This window comes from Thermophagus xiamenensis, from assembly GCF_900112795.1.
GTDB classification, from domain to species: Bacteria; Bacteroidota; Bacteroidia; order Bacteroidales; family Marinilabiliaceae; genus Thermophagus; species Thermophagus xiamenensis.
Genome location: NZ_FONA01000027.1, coordinates 13,363 through 33,785 on the forward strand (window position 1 = coordinate 13,363; position 20,423 = coordinate 33,785).

Sequence of the window (20,423 nt, forward strand, 5' to 3'; positions counted from 1 at the left end):
GAAACGGATTTGTGCGGCCTAAAAATTTTAAAGAGGGTGTCCCATTCTCTGAGAATAAACAAAAATTTACTGTGTAATCTTATATAAAAAGGGTTGACAATAAAAAACACAGGCTTTCTCGCAGAAAAAATTACAGACACCCTCAGTTGCAAAAAAAGAGAAGGTAATAGCCACTCACATTTTTTAAACCACTTCTTTCACCAGCAGGGCAGCCTCCTGCAAAGTTATGGCAGAACGCACTTTTAGTCCGGACGCATCAATCACTTTCTTGCCTTCTTCGGCGTTGGTACCCTGTAACCGGACAATAACAGGCACATTGATGTTCCCAAGTTTTTTATAGGCTTCAACAACACCATTGGCTACTCTGTCGCAACGAACAATTCCACCGAAAATATTAATTAATACTGCTTTCACGGCGGGGTCGTTCAAAATCAATTTCAGACCTGCTTCCACGGTTTCGGCGCTGGCGCCACCCCCAACATCCAGGAAATTGGCGGGTTCACCTCCCGACAGTTTAATAATATCCATAGTGGCCATAGCCAGCCCTGCGCCATTAACCATGCATCCCACATTACCATCGAGCTTCACAAAATTGAGGTTATGTCGGGCAGCTTCCACCTCGGTGGGATCTTCCTCGTCCAAATCTCTCATTTCTAACAATTCGGGATGCCTGAAAAGGGCATTATCATCCAGATTAAATTTGGCATCTACAGCCAGGATTTTATCATCGGTAGTTTTTAACACCGGATTAATTTCCACCAAAGAAGCATCAACAGAAGAATAAGCCTTATAAAGCGCAAAAATAAAACGCGTCATTTCCTTAAAGGCATTTCCAGAAAGGCCCAAATTAAAGGCAATTTTTCTGGCCTGGAAAGGCAGTATTCCGTTACCCGGGTCGATCTCTTCACGAAAAATTCGATCGGGTTTTTGTTCAGCCACCTGTTCAATATCCATTCCTCCTTCAGGTGAATACATGATGGTATGATGTCCGGTTTTACGGTTGAGGAGGATGCTCATGTAAAATTCCTCCTTCTGCGAAGGTCCGGGATAATAAACGTCCTGAGCAACAAGAATTTTACGAACTTTTTTCCCTGCGGGACCGGTTTGGTGAGTTACCAACTGCATACCAATCATGTTGGAGGCAATTTCTTTTACTTCATCCAGATTTTTTGCCAGTTTCACCCCTCCCCCTTTACCTCTGCCGCCTGCGTGCACCTGAGCTTTAAGGACCCACCAGCCGGTGCCGGTTTCTTTCTGCAGTTTTTTGGCAGCTTCGACAGCTTCGTCAGGGGAATAGGCCACAATTCCCTCCTGAATGGCAACCCCATTTTGTTTTAGGATCTCTTTGGCCTGATACTCATGAATATTCATAAACTCGGTTTTGTTAATTTAAAAATAAGACTAAGTATTAATTAATAGAATTTTTTGCTGATTAAAAGGGAAAATAAGCGCATTTAATCCGATACCCCCCCCTTGTATAGATAACACCACCTTGTACGGTCATAGACGATTCACTAATTTTGCGCAACCAAATAAAAAGCTTACCATGCGTAAATTAAAACTACATGAATTGGGTCGCATAACCATCGACCAATTCAAAGAAGCACCCAAAACACCTATTGTGGTTGTTCTGGACAATGTCAGAAGTCTCCACAATGTGGGTAGCATCTTCCGAACCTCAGATGCATTTCGTCTGCAATCCATCTTTTTGTGTGGCATCACCTCAACCCCGCCCCACAAAGAGATCCATAAAACCGCGTTGGGTGCGGAAGATGCCGTATCGTGGCGCTACTTTGATAAAACAACCAAAGCCCTGGAATTGTTGAAACAAGAAGGATATTTGCTTATTGGTGTAGAACAGGTAGAAGGAAGCATCAGTTTACCTGAATTTAAACCGGTAAAAGGTGACAAATATGCAGTAATATTCGGGAATGAAGTGAAAGGGGTAGACCAGAAAGTAATAGATCAATGCGATATGTGTTTGGAAATACCCCAGTATGGCACCAAACATTCCTTTAATGTATCTGTATCGGCAGGTATTGTGCTGTGGGAATTAGCCGGAAAATTATTTCCGCGAAAATAATTTAGCTTTTGATCTTACTCCTAAATTGAACTTATTTTATTCTTCAAAATAAAAAGGACTACCCGTTTCTGAGTAGTCCTTTTTATTTTAATATTGCTCAATACTTTATTGTACGATTTCTTTAAAAGAAGCATCTTCGAAATAGCGAGCAAACTCCATATCGGTGGCAGCAAATTCTTTCAATTCACTGTCAAGTTCTACAGCCTTACGAAGTTCAGCAAACAACAGATCGGTATCGTTTTGGCGTGCACCGATAATAGCTTTCAGATAATGTTTAAGCGCAATTTCGGCATCAATGGCATTCAAAGTAGCCAAAGCAGAGTCGTAATTACCATTGAGTAATTTAGCCAACGCAGCATTACAGGTAGTAGAATTACCGAAATAGCGAACAGCTTCATCATAATTGCCATTGTAAAGGGCCAAAACACCTAAGTTGTTATCCAAAGCGGGGCCGGCACCTGCAGCAGAATCGAAATATTCTTTGGCAGCCTCAACATCATCGTTATATAAAGCAATAACACCAAGGTTATTGAGCACTACCGGCTCATTGGCTTTCATGCTGTTAGCTTTTTCGAAAGCAGTTTTAGCACCGTCGATATCGCCTTTCTTGAACAATACGACACCGATATTATTTTGCGCTCTCCAGGAGTTAGAATGTTGATTAAGTGCAGTTTGGTAAATTTTAAGTTGTTCATCCAAATAATCGGTAAGAGTAGCGGCATACAAAATTTCTTCCAGATTTAATTCGGAAGGATTAGAAACAGCCAACTCAGAGATTTCTTCGTCAGATTTACCAATAACTTCTACGTTTACTTTCATAACTGAACGACGCAGTTCCGGCAAGATTTTCTCAGCCAACACTTTGTAAGTGGCAGCCATATTTTTGATCTCAGTCTCACGAACTTCAGGATCAGTGTAAGTAGAAAGCACACGAAGAATTAAATCCTTATCTTGGATATCGCTGTTTTGAACAAGTTCTTTGAATCCTTCCCAGTCTTCAGGAGTACTTCTTAATTCATAGAAATCTTCAGCGGTAGCAGCGCCAACACCTACTTTTCTAAAGAGTCTGTCAAGATATCTTTTTGCAGAGTTTTGACGTTGTTCAGCCAAACGGGTATTCAAATCAATAGGTCCGTCGGGAGAAGCGTATGCAGAGATATTGGCACTTTTGAAAGATTTATTTTCAGCTTCGTTGGCTGCTTCAACAAATTCTTCCAAAGTTTTAATATCCTCTTTAGTCAGTTCGGAACGACGAACATTGGATCTTTGAATAAGGTAATGAATGTCAGCTTCACCCACTTCAGGGGTAATACGTTGGAAATTATCTTCACCCAAAGCAGCGATGGTACCTTTTTTACCCATCAACTGAGAAGTAGCGATCACCCCTTCAGCAATCTTAACAGGTTCAAATTCTAAGGTTGTTTCACCTTTTTTGGCAGTAATGCGAACCACCAAATCAGCAACACGCATGTCATCGTTATAGTCGACAGAACCTTCGTAAGTAAATTGACCACCATTGGCATAAGAGATCACTTTGGCATTACCGTCAACTTTTTCACCTTGAAGACGATAGGGCTCATAAGCCGTTTCACCACCTTCATAAACCAAAACCGGAGTGGCTTCAATTTCAGTTTTCTTATCAAAATACCCACCCGGAATTTGCACCTTAATGGTAACGGGTACTTTCCCGCCATGTGCTTCAAGCACTTCCGGAGTAACCGTGTACTTCACATCCGGTGCGTTGTCTTTCATCTTATCCAGGCCAGAACAACTTGCCAAGAGAGCGGCAAGTGTTACAGTAGCAAAAAGATTAATCCTTGTTCTTTTCATAATGTTAACCGAATTATTTGTTCTTGAATAAATCCTATCTATAGCAGATTCAATCTAATTATTACAAATTTAAAAATGTTTTTAATAAATGAAACCCGTTCAATGGGTTTTAATGCAAATATAGTCAATCGCTGAACTTTATCAAGCAAAAAATACAGTTTAACTACTCTTTTGTTAAAATTATTTCTTCGGAAACAGAAAAAATCATTCAAATATACAACTATCAAAATAAATTTTTTCCAATAAAAAATTAATCCATAAACTTCAAGATATCAATTAAAAGACCTCCACATCAAAACCTGTCGGACATTTTTTTACTTGTATAATATTTGCATATTTTATTGAACTTTTGGTTATTAAAATTAATCATTAGTGATCAGCCCTTCTTTTATGTGGCAAACATACGAGTTATTAGTTCCTTATCAATTAACCCTCAATCACATCGCCTATCGGCCTATTGACCAAATGGCCTAATCCCCCCTTCTGCCTGTGCCCTTCAGCCCATATACTTTTTTGTGAACCCACATATTTTCATATGTTGTTCAGGTCGGTTTCAAATAAATTAATACGGTTCAACACCTAAGTTGTAAAACGTAAAGGCATACATATCGACCAACTCCTCGATGGCTTTAGAGACGGGTTTACCAGCCCCATGGCCTGCTTTGGTTTCGATTCGAATCAGGACAGGATTATCTCCTTTGTACTTTTCCTGAAGAGTAGCAATATATTTAAAGGAATGAGCAGGCACTACTCTATCGTCATGATCGGCGGTAAATACCAAGACAGCCGGATAATCAACACCTGTTTTTATGTTATGCAACGGCGAATAGCCATAAAGATATTTAAACATCTCTTCGCTTTCATCGCTACGGCCATAATCGCTAGCCCACGCCCAACCGATGGTAAATTTATGATACCGCAACATATCCATCACGCCAACGGCCGGCAATGCAACCCCAAATAAATCGGGACGCTGGTTAACGACAGCGCCCACAAGCAAACCACCATTAGAGCCGCCACGAACAGCTATTTTCCCTTTACTGGTATAGCCCATTTCAATAAGTTTTTCGGCGGCAAGAATAAAGTCATCAAAGACACGCTGTTTATTCATTTTGGTACCGGCCTGATGCCATTCTTCACCATATTCTCCGCCCCCTCTGATGTGAGCATTAACATAAACCCCACCATTTTCCAACCATGGTATCAATCTCACATCGAAAGCGGGCTGATAAACAATGTTAAACCCACCGTAACCATAAAGCATCAATGGATTGCTACCATCCATTTTAATTCCTTTTTTATGCACAATATGCAATGGAATTTGAGCGCCATCATCAGCATCAACAAAAACAAGCTCAGTTACGTATTGGTCACCGTCAAAATCCACTTCGGGTTCAAACCAAACTTTACTGGTTTGCTTGTCAAGGTCGGTGCTTATAATTTGCCCCGGAATATTATATGAGTGGAAGTAATAGAATGCCCTGTCATCATCACGAATGGTACGAACAGCGGCTACAGATCCCGGACCTGGTAGTTCCATTTCATATTTCTTCTCACCATTAAAGTCAAAAACAAACAAACGAGATTCGGCATCAACCATATAGTGTAAGATGGCAAAAGAGTTGGAAAGGTATGCACCTTTAAGCACATTTCCGTCTTCAGGCACTACTTCTTTCCAATTATCGATATGAGGATTGGAGGGATCCACTGCCATGATGCGGTAACGCGGTGCATCGTAGTCGGTAAGCACCCAATATTTTCCTTCAACAGTACCAATGTAAGAAGTATTGTTTTCATAAGTTGTATCGGCCACCAACCACTTATCATCATTGATTTTTTTAATCATAAGAGAATTGTTATTGGTCGACCGTGTTCCATATAAAATAAGATGTTGTCCGTCATCATCCACTTCGGCGGTATAGTTGCTTAAAGGATTAACGGAGTCTTTAAAAACCAGAAGGTCCTGCTCTTGTTTCTCCCCCACTTTATGATAAAACACTTGCTGGAATCGGTTCAAATTGGTTAACTCCTGGCCTTTTTCGGGTGCATCGTAACGGCTATAGAAGAAACCTTCTTCACCCAGCCAGGAGATGTCAGAGAATTTAACCCATTTTAAATGATCATCCAAATCCTTTCCGGTAGCCACTTCTTTAACAAAAATTTCCCTCCAGTCGGATCCTCCGCGAGATATGGCATAAGCCATAAATTTACCATTCTCAGAGATAGCAAAATCGGCCAAAGCAACAGTACCGTCATCGGAGAGTTTATTGGGGTCGAGCAAAACCCGTTCCTGCCCGTCGGGCCCTTCTTTAACATAAAGAACCGATTGATTTTGCAGGCCGTCATTTTTCGAGAAAAACCAATACTTACCTTTTCGGATAGGAGTGCCTTGTTTCTGATAGTTCCAAACCTCTTTCAACCGTTTTTCAATTTTATCCCGAAATGGAATTTTTTGCAAGTAATTATTGGTGACAGCCACCTGCCTTTTCACCCAATCTTTGGTTTTATCAGACTGATCATCTTCCAACCAACGATAAGGGTCGGGTACTTTTGTTCCAAAATAAACATCAACGGTATCAACCTTTTTTGTTTGGGGATAATCCGGACGCTTTGGCCCCTTATTACAAGAAAAACTCACTGCCATCAACAATATAACTATAAAAAAATTAAACAGTTTCATGACGATAACTTTATATTATAATTAAATATTTTATTCAATATTAAAATTGAATAATCCATTAGCCCACGAAAATACTTAACAGCTCATGAAAATAAAAAATATTTAAACTTAACAATTCAATATAATCGATTTTGCTTTTTAATTTTCCGCTCTTTGTTTTTCCCGGCAAACCAACCGGCAAGCATACCGATGAAAGCCCCCGTAAACAAAATACCTCCAATCACCACTCCGGCCACCACAACAATGGTAATAAGAGCTCCCAGGATACCTACCAAAATACCGATTAACACGAACCGGGATAACCAAAGTCCTTTAGGAAAAACTTTATGTTCGGTACGTAAATGGCGTACGCTTTTTTCCAGTTCCTCTTGAAAAGCAGCGATTTCAGGCGCTTCGGTTTTCAACCATTGGCCTAAATTCAAACTCATTTTATCCAGCTTCGCAAAATGTTGGGCACAGACGGAACAGTTAGCTTTATGTGTTTCTAAATGATGCATTAACCTGGGAAAAGCTTCTAAACTATAAAAGCGGATACTTTCTCTGGGTGCTCCCTTTAATCTCTTGCTTAAAATTTCATACCACTGCTGGATGGTTCTGTAATGCCCCATGGTTTCACTACATTAAATAAATAACAGGATATTGTGAATTAAACAAACATAAATATTCAGCACTTATTTTCTGGTGCTTGGATTCTGTTAATCAGGGTAAAAAATGTGTCGGCGTCAATAATTGTAAAAATTAAAAACCAGTTAAAAGGTACAGCCACAAAACAGCTCAAAAATACTTATCAGTATAAAATTTATCTAATTCATTGACCTAATACAACTCACATGCCGTTAAGATTATACATAATCTTGTGGAAACAAACTTTTCTTTTCATGCTCGTTTCATTTACAGAGTTAAGGTAGTTAAAATGCACCTATAAACAAAATCCCCACCGGCATAAAACACCACTGGGGATTAAAAAAGACAAACCTTTTTATATCATTTCGATATGAAAACACTTTACGATTGTTCGAACTGAAATCAGATAAAATGTCCTTTCCGAAAAAAGGAAACTGTATCCAAAAAAACAATTGAACTCATCCAAAGTTTAAACAGTTCCTATTTTCTAACAGGCTTTGGTAATAAAACCTTACGGGACAATTTTAATTTTCCGGATCGCTCATCTACTCCAATCAGCTTAACATCAACCATTTGCCCTTCTTTCAGCACATCTTCAACCTTATCTAATCTTTGCCATTCAATTTCCGAAATGTGCAATAATCCTTCTTTACCTGGCAAAATTTCGATAAAAGCACCAAAAGGAACGATGGATTTAACTTTACCATTGTATACCTTTCCTACCTCAGGTACGGCCACAATGGCCTGAATACGTTCCAAGGCTTTTTCTACCCCTTCTTTATTGCTGGAAGAGACATCAACAATACCATATTGGTCATCCTCCTCGATAACGATAGCGGTATCGGTTTCGGCTTGGATTTCCTGAATAATTTTTCCTCCTGGGCCAATAACCGCACCAATCATTTCCTTAGGAATTTTAATAGAAACAATACGCGGTGCATGGGGTTTATAATCAGGCCGAGGTTCGCTAATGGTTTCCGTTAATTTATCCAGTATATGCAGCCGTCCTCTTCGAGCTTGTTCCAAAGCTTTTTCCAACACTTCGTAGGACAACCCGTCAACTTTAATATCCATTTGAGTGGCGGTAATACCATCGCGGGTACCGGTCACTTTAAAGTCCATATCTCCGAGGTGATCTTCATCGCCCAATATATCGGACAAAATCACATATTTATCACTTTCTTTATCGGTAATCAATCCCATAGCAATACCGGAAACGGGCTTTTTAAACTGAACGCCTGCATCCATTAAGGCCAAGGTGCCGGCACAAACGGTAGCCATTGATGAAGACCCATTGGATTCCAGGATGTCGGAAACCACACGGACCACATACGGCAAATCGTCGGGCATCATACGTTTCAGGGCTCTGTGAGCCAGGTTTCCATGCCCTATTTCGCGCCGTCCCACACCGCGATAAGGTTTGGGGTCATTGGTAGCAAAAGGCGGGAAATTATAGTGCAACAAGAATCTGTCGACGCCTTTAACAAGGACGTCATCAACAATTTTTTCATCTAATTTGGAACCAAGGGTAACAGTCGTCAACGATTGAGTTTCACCTCTGGTAAAGATTGCCGAACCATGAGGTCCGGGCAGGCAGTCAACCTCGCACCAAATAGGACGAATTTCATCCATAGCCCGACCGTCGAGACGAATATTTTCATCGAGCATAACACGCCTAACAGCCTCTTTTTGAACATCGTGGTAATATCTTTTAATAAGGGCTTCAGGGATGTCATCCTCTTCAGGGTCGTAATTGTTTTCGATAAACTCCTCAACAATTTTATCAAAAGCTTCGTTGCGTTGTTGCTTGTTAGGATTAGCAGACCGTGCAACTTCTTTAGCCTTTTCATAGGTTTGGTCCCACACTTTTTGTCGAAGCTCCTCATCGTTAACTTCATGGGAATATTCTCTTTTCTGATTAGCGCCGACCAGTTTAGCCAGTTCAATTTGCGCTTCACATTGCACTTTAATAGCTTCATGAGCAAATTTCATGGCTTCTAGCAATTCGGCCTCAGTAACTTCATTCATTTCACCCTCCACCATCATAATATTTTCCATAGTGGCGGCAACAATGATATCCATATCGGCGTTTTTAAGCTCACTGGCCGGCGGGTTAATTCTAAGCTCACCGTTAATTCGAGCAACTCTCACTTCTGAGATCGGCCCACCAAAAGGGATATCAGAGACAGCGATGGCGGCAGATGCAGCCAAACCGGCCAAAGCATCGGGCGTACTTTCACTGTCGGCGGAAATAAGGTTAACCGAAACAAAGGTATCGGCATGATAATCTTCAGGGAAGAGAGGTCGCAAAGCGCGGTCTACCAATCTGGAAACAAGTATTTCATAATCGGAAGGACGAGCTTCTCTCTTTTGAAAACCACCGGGGAAACGTCCGGCGGCAGCAAATTTTTCTCTGTAATCGACAGAGAGTGGCATAAAATCGACATCGGGTTTAGCATCTTTTGCTGAAACAACAGTAGCCAGCAAATAGGTATTCCCCATTTTAACAACTACCGATCCGTCGGCCTGTTTGGCCAATTTTCCAGTCTCTATTGTTATCGACCGTCCATCTCCAAGGTCGATACTTTTTTCAATCGGTTTAATCATAAATTACTTCTCTATTTTTTCTTACAATCTCTTAATCAACCCCAAATATAGACAATATCTGCTATTTCGCACGCCTGACATGGCTTTTTTTTATTAAGACCATTAATCATAAAGGAAAAAAACGAGCATGTTACCCTTTGCTGAAATAAAAATAAATGTTTTGTAAAGGTGCGAAACCAGATCCGGCAATAGACAAATTATGATAAAAAGAAAGGCAATCCTTTAAAAAGAATTGCCTTTCAAAATTTATCTTTCACTGACCTATTTCCGGATGTTAAGTTCCTTAATTAAGCTACGATATTTTTCAATATCCTTAGCTTTCAGATAGTCGAGCAAACGACGCCGCTTACCCACCATTTTTTTCAAGGCATACTCCGTACTAAAATCCTTTTTATGAATTTTTAAGTGCTCGGTCAGATGTGCGATACGGTAAGTAAATAATGCTATCTGGCTTTCAGGAGAACCAGTATCAGTATTCGACTTCCCGAACTTCGCAAAGATTTCTTGCTTTTCTTCTTTTGTCAAATGCATACGACCTTCAAAAAATTTTAGTTTTACAAATCAGGTCGCAAATTTAGATAATATTTTGAGCCTATGCAAATTATTTTATCCAAAGATATTCAAAACCTGAAAAGCCCATATCAAAAGTAAACCAATTGTCAGGATACTAATACCCTCTTTCTTTAGCCATCTGCTCCATTTCTTCCTCAAATATTTCCTGGAATTTTTTCTTATCGTAATCCAGTTGTAATTTATCATCGTTAGAGATGCGCCGGTCAAGGCCATTCAAGACATCATCCCGACTTACCTCAATAGCAACAAATCCATGATATTTACCATCTTTAGTTACACTGGCCTTTTCACAGATAACCACAATATTATTTATAGTTTCATCGGCCACTTCCCGGGTCATATTTTCAAATTTTTGTTCAAATTCGGCAGCATCACTAACTTCTCGCTCATTCACATACCGATCTGTAACCGATTTGGTATTGGAATTAATCAAGGTCACCAATCTTTGTTTGGCCAACAAGAGTGCTTTTTCTTTTGCCAGACTTAAATCCGAACTAGTTGACATAGCACTGGCCCGAAAGTAATTTTTATCTGAACGCCCCTTGTCTTCACAAGGTAGTTCTTCAATAATATCACCTATTTCACTTTTAGCGGTAACCTTTTCCTTAGATTTACAGCCTGCCATGCCCAAAAAGAGAGATAATACCAAAGAAACGAAAAGTAAAGAATTGTTTTTCATAGTTTTCAATTTTGAAAGAATAAAATTTATATATTTTTAACAATCAAAAATCTATCAAAAAATGAACCAAAAATAATTATTTGGTCAGATTCCGTGTCATTACTTTGTGTCCGACTCTGCATCTCAAGCAGTTATTAAGATCACAGTAATTCTTTTTTAAAAACACCAGTCCTTGAGTTATGGCGGCCGAATTAATCTCGATGTTGGTCAAGAACTTTCTCCATCCGGAAACAATATTATTTTTTTCAGGTTCTAATTTTTCAAGCCAATTAAGGGCTCTATCCTGCAGGTGAGGTTTTCCCCTCAGTTTACCAAAAGCAAATAGCAAAGGAACCAAGGTATTAATAATTATGAGTTCAACGGCTTGATTTCCCAATCGTTTAGGAATTTTTTTCCCAACAACATCAGGTTTATAGTGATTATTCCAATATATGGAAGGTTCGACTCTAAATAATTCTTTTACTTCGGCAATATTGGAACAACTAACAATTTTGTCAAACATTGTCGGATGCCTGTATAAAAGAGCGGCAAACTGCACCAGTCTTATTGTAGGGAAATTTCCCGGTCGCAAACGCAAGAATTTCCACACATGCTCAGGTAATGACCGCAATTGATATTTATTTTTAAATAGCAAATATTCACGTTTAAGCCGTTGTATATAATCATCTTCGAAGATCATTTTGTCGAGAAAGCCTGCTTGTCCCAGAAAAAGAGCCTCTAATTTTTCGGGGCTATCGGCATTTCTTGCCACAATAGTCCATGAGGTTTGCCGGGCCAGTCGTTCAAAAGGGTCACCGTTAACTCCAAACCCAAAATTTCTGGCCAGCAACCTGTAAAAAACTTCTTGCCAATTATTATTGGTTTCCTCGAGCAAAGAATTAATAGTATATACTTTTTGCTCCAATTTTTCAATCAGCATTCGCTCTACCCAGGCAACTATTTCAAATTCCGGAATATTTTCAATCATTGATTCACAAGCAATCCATCCCCGTTTACGGGTCAATTCATGGTACTGTCGTAAAACAGTATCGGGTATTTCCATTTTCCAGGTAGGGACATTTCTTCCGGAAGCAGTAGAAACGCTTTCATCGTCATCCAATACCACATGTAAAACAACATTATCATATCGATGATCCAAATGATGTTGATGCCGAATCCAATCGGATGCTTTCAGATGAATTTCCACATTTCCGGCCCATAAAACATCATCCAACTTGATTTTTGCATTAAAAAAATCGGGTCCGGAGTCACTATTGGGAAGTCCCGGATGAACAATTTCTATTTTCTGTCCCTGGTCTGAAAGAAAAAGTCCTTGTTTATAAAGTTTATGCTGCCAAACAAAATGCAATAAATCTTCATTCATAGGTAAAAGGTAAAAGTTTTGAGGAATGTTTGTTCAAAGCACTCAACTCAAAAAGCACCAACAACACCCAGATGCTTCTTCTACACCCCTATCTTTCAAAAATGCAAATTACAAAGATTTTTTATTTTAACCTACAAATGAAGATTTAAGCCTAACGAAACCGGAATTAGATAATAGCTTTCTCGGCCAACAGTTGTGCCATTTCACTTTGAATTTGCAAAGCTGCATTTCTGGTTTTTTCGGCAAAGTCTTTTCCTTCACCGGCAAAAATAATCCCCCTCGAAGAGTTGACCAATAACCCACATTGGTCGTTCATACCATATCGTGCCACTTCGGCCAGGCTACCTCCCTGAGCACCCACACCCGGGACCAGCAAAAAGTGGTCAGGCGCAAGAGCTCTAATATCTTTTAACATTTCGGCTCTCGTAGCCCCAACTACGTACATCATATTCTCTATATCGCCCCAACTTTGCGAGGTAGTAATTACTTTTTCAAATAAGCGGGTATTATCTTCCTTCAAAAATTGAAAATCGTTGGCACCTTGATTTGAGGTAAGCGCCAGCAAGATGACCCACCGTCCAACATAAGAAAGAAAAGGTTTAACAGAATCGGAACCCATATATGGTGCCACGGTCACAGCATCAAAATCCAGAGCATCAAAAAAAGCACGAGCGTAGTGATGAGAAGTATTTCCTATATCTCCCCGTTTGGCATCAGCAATGATAAAGATATCCGGATAATTATAACGAATATAGTTAACCGTTTTTTCGAGGGTATTCCAACCGCTTACCCCCATGCTTTCATAAAAGGCAAGATTGGGTTTATAAGCAACAGCTAAATCGTGTGTAGCATCTACAATCTCCTTATTAAAAGCAAAAACAGGGTCGCTGGTATCATATAAAAAGCGGGGAATCTTATTAATATCACTATCGAGGCCCACACATAGAAAACTTTTCTTTTTCCTAATCTGTTCAAAAATTTCCTGTCTGGTCATTATATAATAATTTTAAATCATTAACGATTAAACAAATGAAACGAGCATTTCAAAATAGGTTTGTCACAACAAGCAGATGTATAGACTTAGGTCATGCGAGTTTCATTCGACCAATGAATTAGATAAATTATATACTAATGCAAATACCACCGGGGGGGACAAATCACCGGTGAATACCACCTATAATTTTATTAAATCACAATTCACTAGCTTTAAGCCGCTCTGCATTTTCCTCTACCTGCAACTTATCAATAATACCCCCAATATCACCATCCATAACAGCCGGCAGGTTGTAAATGGTATAGTTAATACGATGGTCGGTGACCCTCCCCTGGGGATAGTTATAAGTCCGAATTTTAGCGGACCTGTCACCCGTTGATACCATGGTTTTTCTTTTGGATGCAATTTCATCCAAATATTTTTGATATTCAAGGTTATAAATTCGAGTTCTCAGTTCAGCCATTGCCTTGTCGAGGTTCTTAAGCTGTGATTTCTGATCCTGACAGGTAACCACGATACCAGTTGGGATATGAGTCAGACGAATGGCGGAATAGGTGGTATTCACCGACTGACCTCCTGGTCCGGAAGAACAGTAAGTATCTTTTCTAATATCTTCCGGTCTCAACTCAATATCAAATTCTTCTGCTTCAGGCAAAACGGCAACTGATGCAGCAGAGGTATGTACTCTTCCCTGTGTTTCGGTTTGAGGCACACGTTGAACGCGATGTACACCCGATTCGTACTTTAGCACTCCATAAACGCCATTACCTGAAACCTTCATCACCACTTCTTTATAACCTCCAACGGTTCCTTCCGAGAAATGAGTAACCTCATATTTCCATCCTTTCTTTTCGCAGAATTTGGTATACATTCGAAACAAATCACCTGCAAAGATGCTTGCCTCATCTCCACCAGTTCCGGCTCTAATTTCGAGCACAGCATTTTTAGAATCTTCAGGATCGCCCGGTAGCAATAGCATCTTTATTTTTTCTTCCATTTCGGGCTTTTTCTTTTCCAGCTCTTCAATTTCTTGTCGTGCGAGAGCTTTCATCTCTTCATCCTCTTCTTCACGAAGCATTGCACGGGCAGATTCAATATTGTCGATTAAATTCTTATATTCTTTTCCTACCTGCACGATTTCTTCCAGTTCGCGATATTCTTTATTCAGCTTAACATATCTTTTTTGATCAGCCAAAACAGAGGGGTCCGTAATAAGCTGACCCACTTCTTCGAACCGTAATTTGAGAGATTCCAGCTTTTCAAGCAATGAATTATCTTGTGCCATAATATTTCGAATTTGATGTTACGGAGAATTATATTTTTATTGAGGACTACCATTTAAAATTCATCTGTCCTCTAATATGATATCGACAATCGAGAATTGAAAAAGTTTGGGCTAAACCAAACCTCCGGTGAGGTATAATTCTAAAGAGAAAACTTAAACGCAGCTAGTAATAATATGTTCCTTTTTCTCCTTTAATGGTAAGTTTATTTCCCTCAGGAGAGGCTTCGCAGTGTCCGATTACTTTAGCTTCAATACCAAAGCTTTTAGCTATATCCATAATGCGTGAGGCATGGGGAGGTTGTACAAAAATTTCGAAACGATGCCCCATATTGAAAACCTTATACATTTCCTGCCAAGGGGTTTGAGAGGTTTCCTGTATAATGCGAAACAGTTCAGGTACAGGGAAAAGATTATCCTTAATCACATGAAGATTTTCAACAAAATTCATTACTTTGGTTTGAGCACCTCCCGAACAATGCACCATACCGTGCACTTCTGAGCGTAATTCCTTTAATACCTCTTTAATAACCGGCGCATAAGTGCGGGTTGGTGACAGAACCATTTTCCCGGCATCCAAACCAAGTTCTTCGATAGCGTCAGTTAATCGATATTTGCCTTGATAGACCAAATCTTCCGGGACTTCCGGATCAAAACTTTCCGGATATTTGGCTGCCAAATAATGTGCAAACACATCATGACGGGCCGAGGTTAACCCATTGCTACCCATCCCGGCATTAAAGAAATCCTCATAATTAGCCTTTCCGGTAGATGAAAGCCCAACAATAACATCGCCGGGTTGAATTAAATGATTGGAAATAACATCGCTTCGTTTAATTCTGGCAGTAACGGTTGAATCAACAATTATGGTGCGAACCAGGTCACCCACATCAGCGGTTTCGCCTCCTGTGCTGTAAATGGCAATACCCAACCGACGAAGTTGTTCCAACAATTCTTCGGTTCCGTTAATTATGGCAGAGATTACTTCACCGGGGATTTTATGTTTATTCCGGCCAATTGTAGAAGAAAGCAAGATATTATCTGTAACCCCTACACAAAGTAAATCATCCAAATTCATGACCAATGCATCCTGCGCAATACCTTTCCATACAGAAAGGTCGCCGGTTTCTCGCCAATAGAGATATGCTAAGGCCGATTTGGTCCCGGCACCGTCAGCATGCATAATATTACACCATTCCGGATCACCACCCAGATAATCGGGCACGATTTTACAAAAAGCTTTAGGAAACAGCCCTTTATCAACATTTTTTATTGCCTGGTGCACATCTTCTTTTGATGCCGAAACACCCCGCTGATGATATCTCAAATCCTTTTGCACAAACAGATTTTTTAAAGATAATTATTGATTCTGAGTGCAAAAATACATAAAGTTTCCGGTGTGAGAAATATTAACGGTCGTGAGACTCTGTTTTTTTTAAGATTACAGTACGTTCGAATTCATCGGTTTCGTCCATTCCATAAGTCGACAAAGCAATTTTCCCATTATAGAAACCCTCGGCTACAATCATGACAATATAGTCGGCTTCGGCCTTCAGGCTAAAAGTAAAAGATCCCTTATCGGAAGTTACGGTGGAACGATTTACACCATTATTCCCCACCACAAAAACCGATGCATTTTTAACCGGCTTTTCATCTTCATCAAGCACTTTGCCTTTAAGTATGGCCTCTATTGCCGGAAGCTCAAATTCAAAAATTTGGTCAAGACCATTATAACTGCCCCGCGATGAAGATAAAAATCCCATATTACTGTTTCCGCGAAAAACGATACCGAAGTCATGGGCAGCAGAATTAATGGGTAGTCCCAAGTTAGTAACCAACCACTTTCCGGCATTATCATCCCATTCCGCTTCAAAAATATCCAGTCCACCATATCCCGGTAATCCATCGGATGAAAAGTACAACTTACCGTTAGATCGCACATAAGGAAACATTTCATCGGCAGGGGTATTGATTTCGGGGCCAAGATTTTCAGGCTCACCCCAGACGTCACCCTGTCGCGTTACTTTCCAAAGGTCTTTACCACCAAAACCTCCGGGACGATCCGATACGAAGTACAAGGTTTGTCCGTCGGGGGATATGGCCGGATGAGCAAAAACCAGGCTATCGGCACCTAACGGTATTTTCTCGGGTGCTCCCCACCGACCACCCGACTTTTTCATCACCATAATTGAAGCTCCTGACGGGCCTTCATCGGAATAGGTACAACGGGTAAAAAACATCTCTTTGCCATCGGCAGTAAAAGAAGGAGTTCCATCGTCGATTAATGGGTTTTCATCCCCCAAAAAAGGGACAGGTTCTTCCCATCCCCCTCTTCCATCCTGAATAGCGCTATAAATAATGGAACTTCCCAAACCCGTTATTTTGTTAGTGCTTCGTTTTTTTACGCCCCTTTTCATGGAACTAAAAAAAATGACAGAAAAATCATTACCGGCAAAAGCAGGGCAATAATTGCTTCCTCTGATCCTCAAAGAACGATTTAACTCTACAACGTATCGTGTTTGTTTAGGATTGTTCATGGCCATATTACAAGAAGCAATGCCATTAAGAGCTGCTCTGTTTCCCACGTCATGTTTCAAAAACTCTTCATAAGCCTCAATGGCCTCCTCATAATCTTGCCGCATGCGTAGGCTTTGACCAAGATAGAAATACGCCTCAGGATTAGATAATCCGTAACGAATAGCACGTTGAAAATAGGCGGCAGCTCGTTGTGCTTGTCCCACCCGATAATAGGACATGGCCAGATAAAAAGAAGCTTGAGCCCGATAATAGCGGTTGTCGAAGTCCATTTTTTTGAACCGTTCTGCGGCCCTACTATATTCACCTATATTATATATTTTAACCCCTGAGGCCAGTCGGGCTTCGGCACTGCAGCCACCCAAAAGCAATAAGAGAAGAAAACCACCCATTAAGAATGGACTAATGGAAATTAGTTTTTTCCAAGTTGAATTGTTTGGGACATCCAATCTAAAATATTTTTTTAGGCAGCAAAATAGCACAGTTTTCATGAAAGCTTTTTCTGTACATTCTTCATATTTACCAAGTGCTGAATAAATTTTTTATAAGACCTGGAAAGTCAAAATTACCATTAACAAAACAGTAACGAAAAAAAACAGCAAATATTTTTTAAAAGATTGGATGGTTTAAACCAAATAAATTGTTTTCAGAAAAAAAAATACACTTAATAATAGGTAGGACAAGAAACTGTTATTAAAATTCCCCGATTTCGACCCGACTTCTACCTGAAGTATAGGCGGCTATTATATAAAACACAAAAGTGGCTGTCGGAAAACCAACAGCCACCATCAAGTCAAAACCTCTCCCGTTCATTAACGGGCAAATAAAAGCTCTCTGTATTTTGGCAATGGCCAAATACTATTATCAACCGTTAATTCCAGCTTATCGATATGATAACGGATATCGTCAAGATACGGCCGCACTTTTTGGTCATAGGCTTCGGCCTTTTCTTTCATATCTTCAATTTTATTTGCCACTTTTCTGGCTTCAACCATATCGTGTGTTTTGTTTTTAATGTTTTGGATATGGTAAGATATCTTTTTGATCAGGTCGATTCTATCGGCGGCTAATTCATGGAAATCATCTTTTTCCCCAAACACATCTTTAAGTCCCTGAACATTATCAATTAACGTATTCATATACCGAACGCCTGTGGGAACAATATGGTTGAGTGCCAAATCACCCAAGACGCGGGCTTCGATCTGAATCTTTTTCACAAATTTTTCCAGTTCCACTTCGGTACGGGCCTCCAGCTCAACTTCGGTAAAGACACCATTTTCGGTGAAAAGTTTTTTGGCTTTATCGGTAGTATAGGCCTTTAGTGCATCCGGAACATTTGAAACGTTCACCAGGCCGCGACGACGAGCCTCTTCCACCCACTCCTGACTATAACCGTCACCATCGAAACGAATTTTTTTAGACGCCTTAATATATTCTTTGATAATTTGGAAAATAGCTTCATCCTTTTTAACGCCTTTTTCTATCAATGCATCAACTTCCTTTTTGAAAACTTTCAGTTGATTGGCCACAGCAGTGTTCAAAACAATCAATGCTGAAGCACAGTTGGCCGAAGAACCAACAGCCCGATATTCGAACCGGTTACCGGTAAAAGCAAAGGGTGAAGTTCTGTTACGGTCGGTGTTATCCAGTAATATTTCCGGTATTTTACCGATGTCCAGTTTAAGGGCGGTTTTTTCGTCGGGCGTCATTTTTTTGTCAGGAACTCTGGTTTCCAAATCATCCAACATAGCAGATATCTGACTTCCCAGGAAAACAGACAGGATTGAAGGGGGTGCCTCATTGGCGCCAAGCCTGTGCGAGTTACTAGCGGTCATGATACTGGCCAGCAAGATATCCTGATTATCATAAACAGCTTTAAGGACATTAACCAGGAAAGTAAGGAATTGCAAATTGGTTTTAGGGTTTTTACCCGGGCTCAGCAGGTTAACACCAGTATTTGTACTAAGCGACCAGTTACTGTGTTTTCCGGAACCATTAATACCCTTAAATGGTTTTTCATGGAACAACACTCTGAATTTGTGTCTCCGTGCCACTCTTTTCATCAAATCCATTACCATTTGGTTATGGTCGTTTGCCAGGTTGGCTTCTTCGAAGATGGGGGCGACTTCAAACTGGTTAGGTGCCACCTCGTTATGACGAGTTTTCACAGGCACTCCCAAGCGATAGGCTTCTTTTTCAAAGTCTTCCATAAAAGCAATCACCCGCTCCGGGATAGAACCGAAATAGTGGTCATCGAGCTGCTGATCTTTAGCAGAAGAGTGTCCCATAAGGGTTCTTCCGGTAAGCACCAGGTCGGGTCTGGCATTAAACAAAGCTTCGTCAACCAGGAAATATTCCTGTTCCCAACCCAGGTTACTAATAACGCGGGTTACGTTTTTGTCAAAATATTGACAAACAGCAGTAGCAGCCTTATCTACTGCATTAAGAGCTTTAAGTAATGGGAATTTATAATCAAGGGCATGCCCTGTATAAGATACAAAGATAGTAGGGATACATAATGTGCTACCAACGATAAAGGCCGGGGAAGAAACATCCCATGCGGTATAACCACGGGCTTCAAAAGTATTTCTTATACCTCCTGAAGGGAAACTGGATGCATCGGGTTCTTGTTGAACCAACAGAGAACCTGAAAAACTTTCCACCATAGATCCAAATTCACCAAAAGTAAGGAAGGCATCATGTTTTTCGGCAGTTCCATCAGTAAGAGGATGAAACCAGTGCGTATAATGAGTAGCCCCTTTTTCCATAGCCCAGGCTTTCATCCCAAGAGCTATCTGATCGGCCATGCGACGGTCAATCCGTGTTCCTTTTTCAATTGCTTCAATAACATGGTCGAAAGCCTCTTTGGATAAGTATTTTTTCATTTTGGGCCTGTCAAACACCAATTCCCCGAAATATTCGGAGGTGGGAATTCTGGGCTCTTTTGATGGTTTAGTCTCTCTATTCAGGAGTTCTTCCAATGCAGAAAATCTTAATTTTGCCATATTTATTCGTTTATGAGTTAGCCTTGGCAAATATAAAATTTTTTCAACACACATTCCACTAATTTGAGGGTATTTTTTTATTTTTTTGTTATTTTTCCTACAAACACCCTCAATTTTTAGGGGTTATTTTATTTAAAACCTTTTTTTGATACAACAAAAGACACTCAA

General features: G+C 40.1%; 14 protein-coding genes. 1 reads left to right on the top strand and 13 read right to left on the bottom strand.

Features of this window, described 5'->3' with window-relative positions; genetic code table 11:
* Positions 1-183 precede the first annotated feature (183 nt).
* Positions 184-1,371, bottom strand: coding sequence for an ADP-forming succinate--CoA ligase subunit beta (gene sucC / locus BM130_RS13945; protein WP_010527771.1), 1,188 nt, complete (start codon positions 1,369-1,371; stop codon positions 184-186).
* Positions 1,372-1,546: 175 nt separating this feature from the next.
* On the opposite strand from sucC, the gene BM130_RS13950 reads away from it, so the two are divergent.
* Positions 1,547-2,083, top strand: coding sequence for an RNA methyltransferase (locus BM130_RS13950; RefSeq protein WP_010527770.1), 537 nt, complete (start codon positions 1,547-1,549; stop codon positions 2,081-2,083).
* Positions 2,084-2,188: 105 nt separating this feature from the next.
* Here the strand turns inward: BM130_RS13950 and BM130_RS13955 are convergent, their stop codons facing one another.
* The 12 genes from BM130_RS13955 to BM130_RS14015 all read right to left on the bottom strand — a co-directional run bounded on the left by BM130_RS13955 (position 2,189) and on the right by BM130_RS14015 (position 20,255).
* Entirely contained in the window at positions 2,189-3,913 is a 1,725-nt protein-coding gene (locus BM130_RS13955; RefSeq protein WP_010527769.1) for a TPR end-of-group domain-containing protein, read from the bottom strand.
* Positions 3,914-4,475: 562 nt separating this feature from the next.
* Complete coding sequence (locus tag BM130_RS13965; protein ID WP_010527768.1) at positions 4,476-6,593, bottom strand: prolyl oligopeptidase family serine peptidase; 2,118 nt, start codon at positions 6,591-6,593, stop codon at positions 4,476-4,478.
* A 116-nt stretch (positions 6,594-6,709) separates the two neighbouring features.
* Positions 6,710-7,201 (bottom strand): hypothetical protein, encoded by a 492-nt coding sequence (locus tag BM130_RS13970; RefSeq protein ID WP_010527767.1) that lies wholly within the window; start codon positions 7,199-7,201, stop codon positions 6,710-6,712.
* A gap of 496 nt (positions 7,202-7,697) precedes the next feature.
* Positions 7,698-9,824, bottom strand: a complete 2,127-nt coding sequence (locus BM130_RS13975; RefSeq protein WP_010527766.1) for a polyribonucleotide nucleotidyltransferase — start codon at positions 9,822-9,824, stop codon at positions 7,698-7,700.
* Between the two features lie 261 nt (positions 9,825-10,085).
* The gene (rpsO, locus tag BM130_RS13980) at positions 10,086-10,355 is read right to left on the bottom strand and encodes a 30S ribosomal protein S15 (RefSeq protein WP_010527765.1); all 270 of its coding nucleotides are present in this window, start codon (positions 10,353-10,355) and stop codon (positions 10,086-10,088) included.
* A gap of 136 nt (positions 10,356-10,491) precedes the next feature.
* Complete coding sequence (locus tag BM130_RS13985; protein ID WP_010527764.1) at positions 10,492-11,076, bottom strand: hypothetical protein; 585 nt, start codon at positions 11,074-11,076, stop codon at positions 10,492-10,494.
* 76 nt (positions 11,077-11,152) lie between these two features.
* Complete coding sequence (locus BM130_RS13990) at positions 11,153-12,439, bottom strand: DUF2851 family protein (protein ID WP_010527763.1); 1,287 nt, start codon at positions 12,437-12,439, stop codon at positions 11,153-11,155.
* A gap of 166 nt (positions 12,440-12,605) precedes the next feature.
* Positions 12,606-13,433, bottom strand: coding sequence for an orotidine-5'-phosphate decarboxylase (pyrF, locus tag BM130_RS13995; protein WP_010527762.1), 828 nt, complete (start codon positions 13,431-13,433; stop codon positions 12,606-12,608).
* A 196-nt stretch (positions 13,434-13,629) separates the two neighbouring features.
* Entirely contained in the window at positions 13,630-14,718 is a 1,089-nt protein-coding gene (gene prfA, locus BM130_RS14000) for a peptide chain release factor 1 (protein ID WP_044138698.1), read from the bottom strand.
* 163 nt (positions 14,719-14,881) lie between these two features.
* Complete coding sequence (locus tag BM130_RS14005; protein ID WP_010527760.1) at positions 14,882-16,054, bottom strand: AIR synthase related protein; 1,173 nt, start codon at positions 16,052-16,054, stop codon at positions 14,882-14,884.
* A gap of 70 nt (positions 16,055-16,124) precedes the next feature.
* A complete protein-coding gene (locus BM130_RS14010) occupies positions 16,125-17,642 on the bottom strand; it encodes a tetratricopeptide repeat protein (protein ID WP_010527759.1) in 1,518 nt (505 codons plus the stop codon).
* A gap of 420 nt (positions 17,643-18,062) precedes the next feature.
* Positions 18,063-20,255 carry a glutamine synthetase III family protein gene (locus tag BM130_RS14015; protein ID WP_010527758.1) on the bottom strand — a complete coding sequence of 731 codons (2,193 nt, stop codon included), beginning with the start codon at positions 20,253-20,255 and terminating at the stop codon, positions 18,063-18,065.
* Positions 20,256-20,423: the final 168 nt, after the last annotated feature.

What these genes read in the sequence shown, in the direction of transcription:
- BM130_RS13950 (WP_010527770.1), top strand. Translation starts at nt 1,547, where the DNA reads ATGCGTAAATTAAAACTACATGAATTGGGTCGCATAACCATCGACCAA.
- rpsO (WP_010527765.1), bottom strand. Translation starts at nt 10,355, where the DNA reads ATGCATTTGACAAAAGAAGAAAAGCAAGAAATCTTTGCGAAGTTCGGG.
- sucC (WP_010527771.1), bottom strand. Translation starts at nt 1,371, where the DNA reads ATGAATATTCATGAGTATCAGGCCAAAGAGATCCTAAAACAAAATGGG.
- BM130_RS13990 (WP_010527763.1), bottom strand. Translation starts at nt 12,439, where the DNA reads ATGAATGAAGATTTATTGCATTTTGTTTGGCAGCATAAACTTTATAAA.
- pyrF (WP_010527762.1), bottom strand. Translation starts at nt 13,433, where the DNA reads ATGACCAGACAGGAAATTTTTGAACAGATTAGGAAAAAGAAAAGTTTT.
- BM130_RS13965 (WP_010527768.1), bottom strand. Translation starts at nt 6,593, where the DNA reads ATGAAACTGTTTAATTTTTTTATAGTTATATTGTTGATGGCAGTGAGT.
- BM130_RS13955 (WP_010527769.1), bottom strand. Translation starts at nt 3,913, where the DNA reads ATGAAAAGAACAAGGATTAATCTTTTTGCTACTGTAACACTTGCCGCT.
- BM130_RS14010 (WP_010527759.1), bottom strand. Translation starts at nt 17,642, where the DNA reads ATGGGTGGTTTTCTTCTCTTATTGCTTTTGGGTGGCTGCAGTGCCGAA.
- BM130_RS13970 (WP_010527767.1), bottom strand. Translation starts at nt 7,201, where the DNA reads ATGGGGCATTACAGAACCATCCAGCAGTGGTATGAAATTTTAAGCAAG.
- BM130_RS14015 (WP_010527758.1), bottom strand. Translation starts at nt 20,255, where the DNA reads ATGGCAAAATTAAGATTTTCTGCATTGGAAGAACTCCTGAATAGAGAG.
- prfA (WP_044138698.1), bottom strand. Translation starts at nt 14,718, where the DNA reads ATGGCACAAGATAATTCATTGCTTGAAAAGCTGGAATCTCTCAAATTA.
- BM130_RS13985 (WP_010527764.1), bottom strand. Translation starts at nt 11,076, where the DNA reads ATGAAAAACAATTCTTTACTTTTCGTTTCTTTGGTATTATCTCTCTTT.
- BM130_RS13975 (WP_010527766.1), bottom strand. Translation starts at nt 9,824, where the DNA reads ATGATTAAACCGATTGAAAAAAGTATCGACCTTGGAGATGGACGGTCG.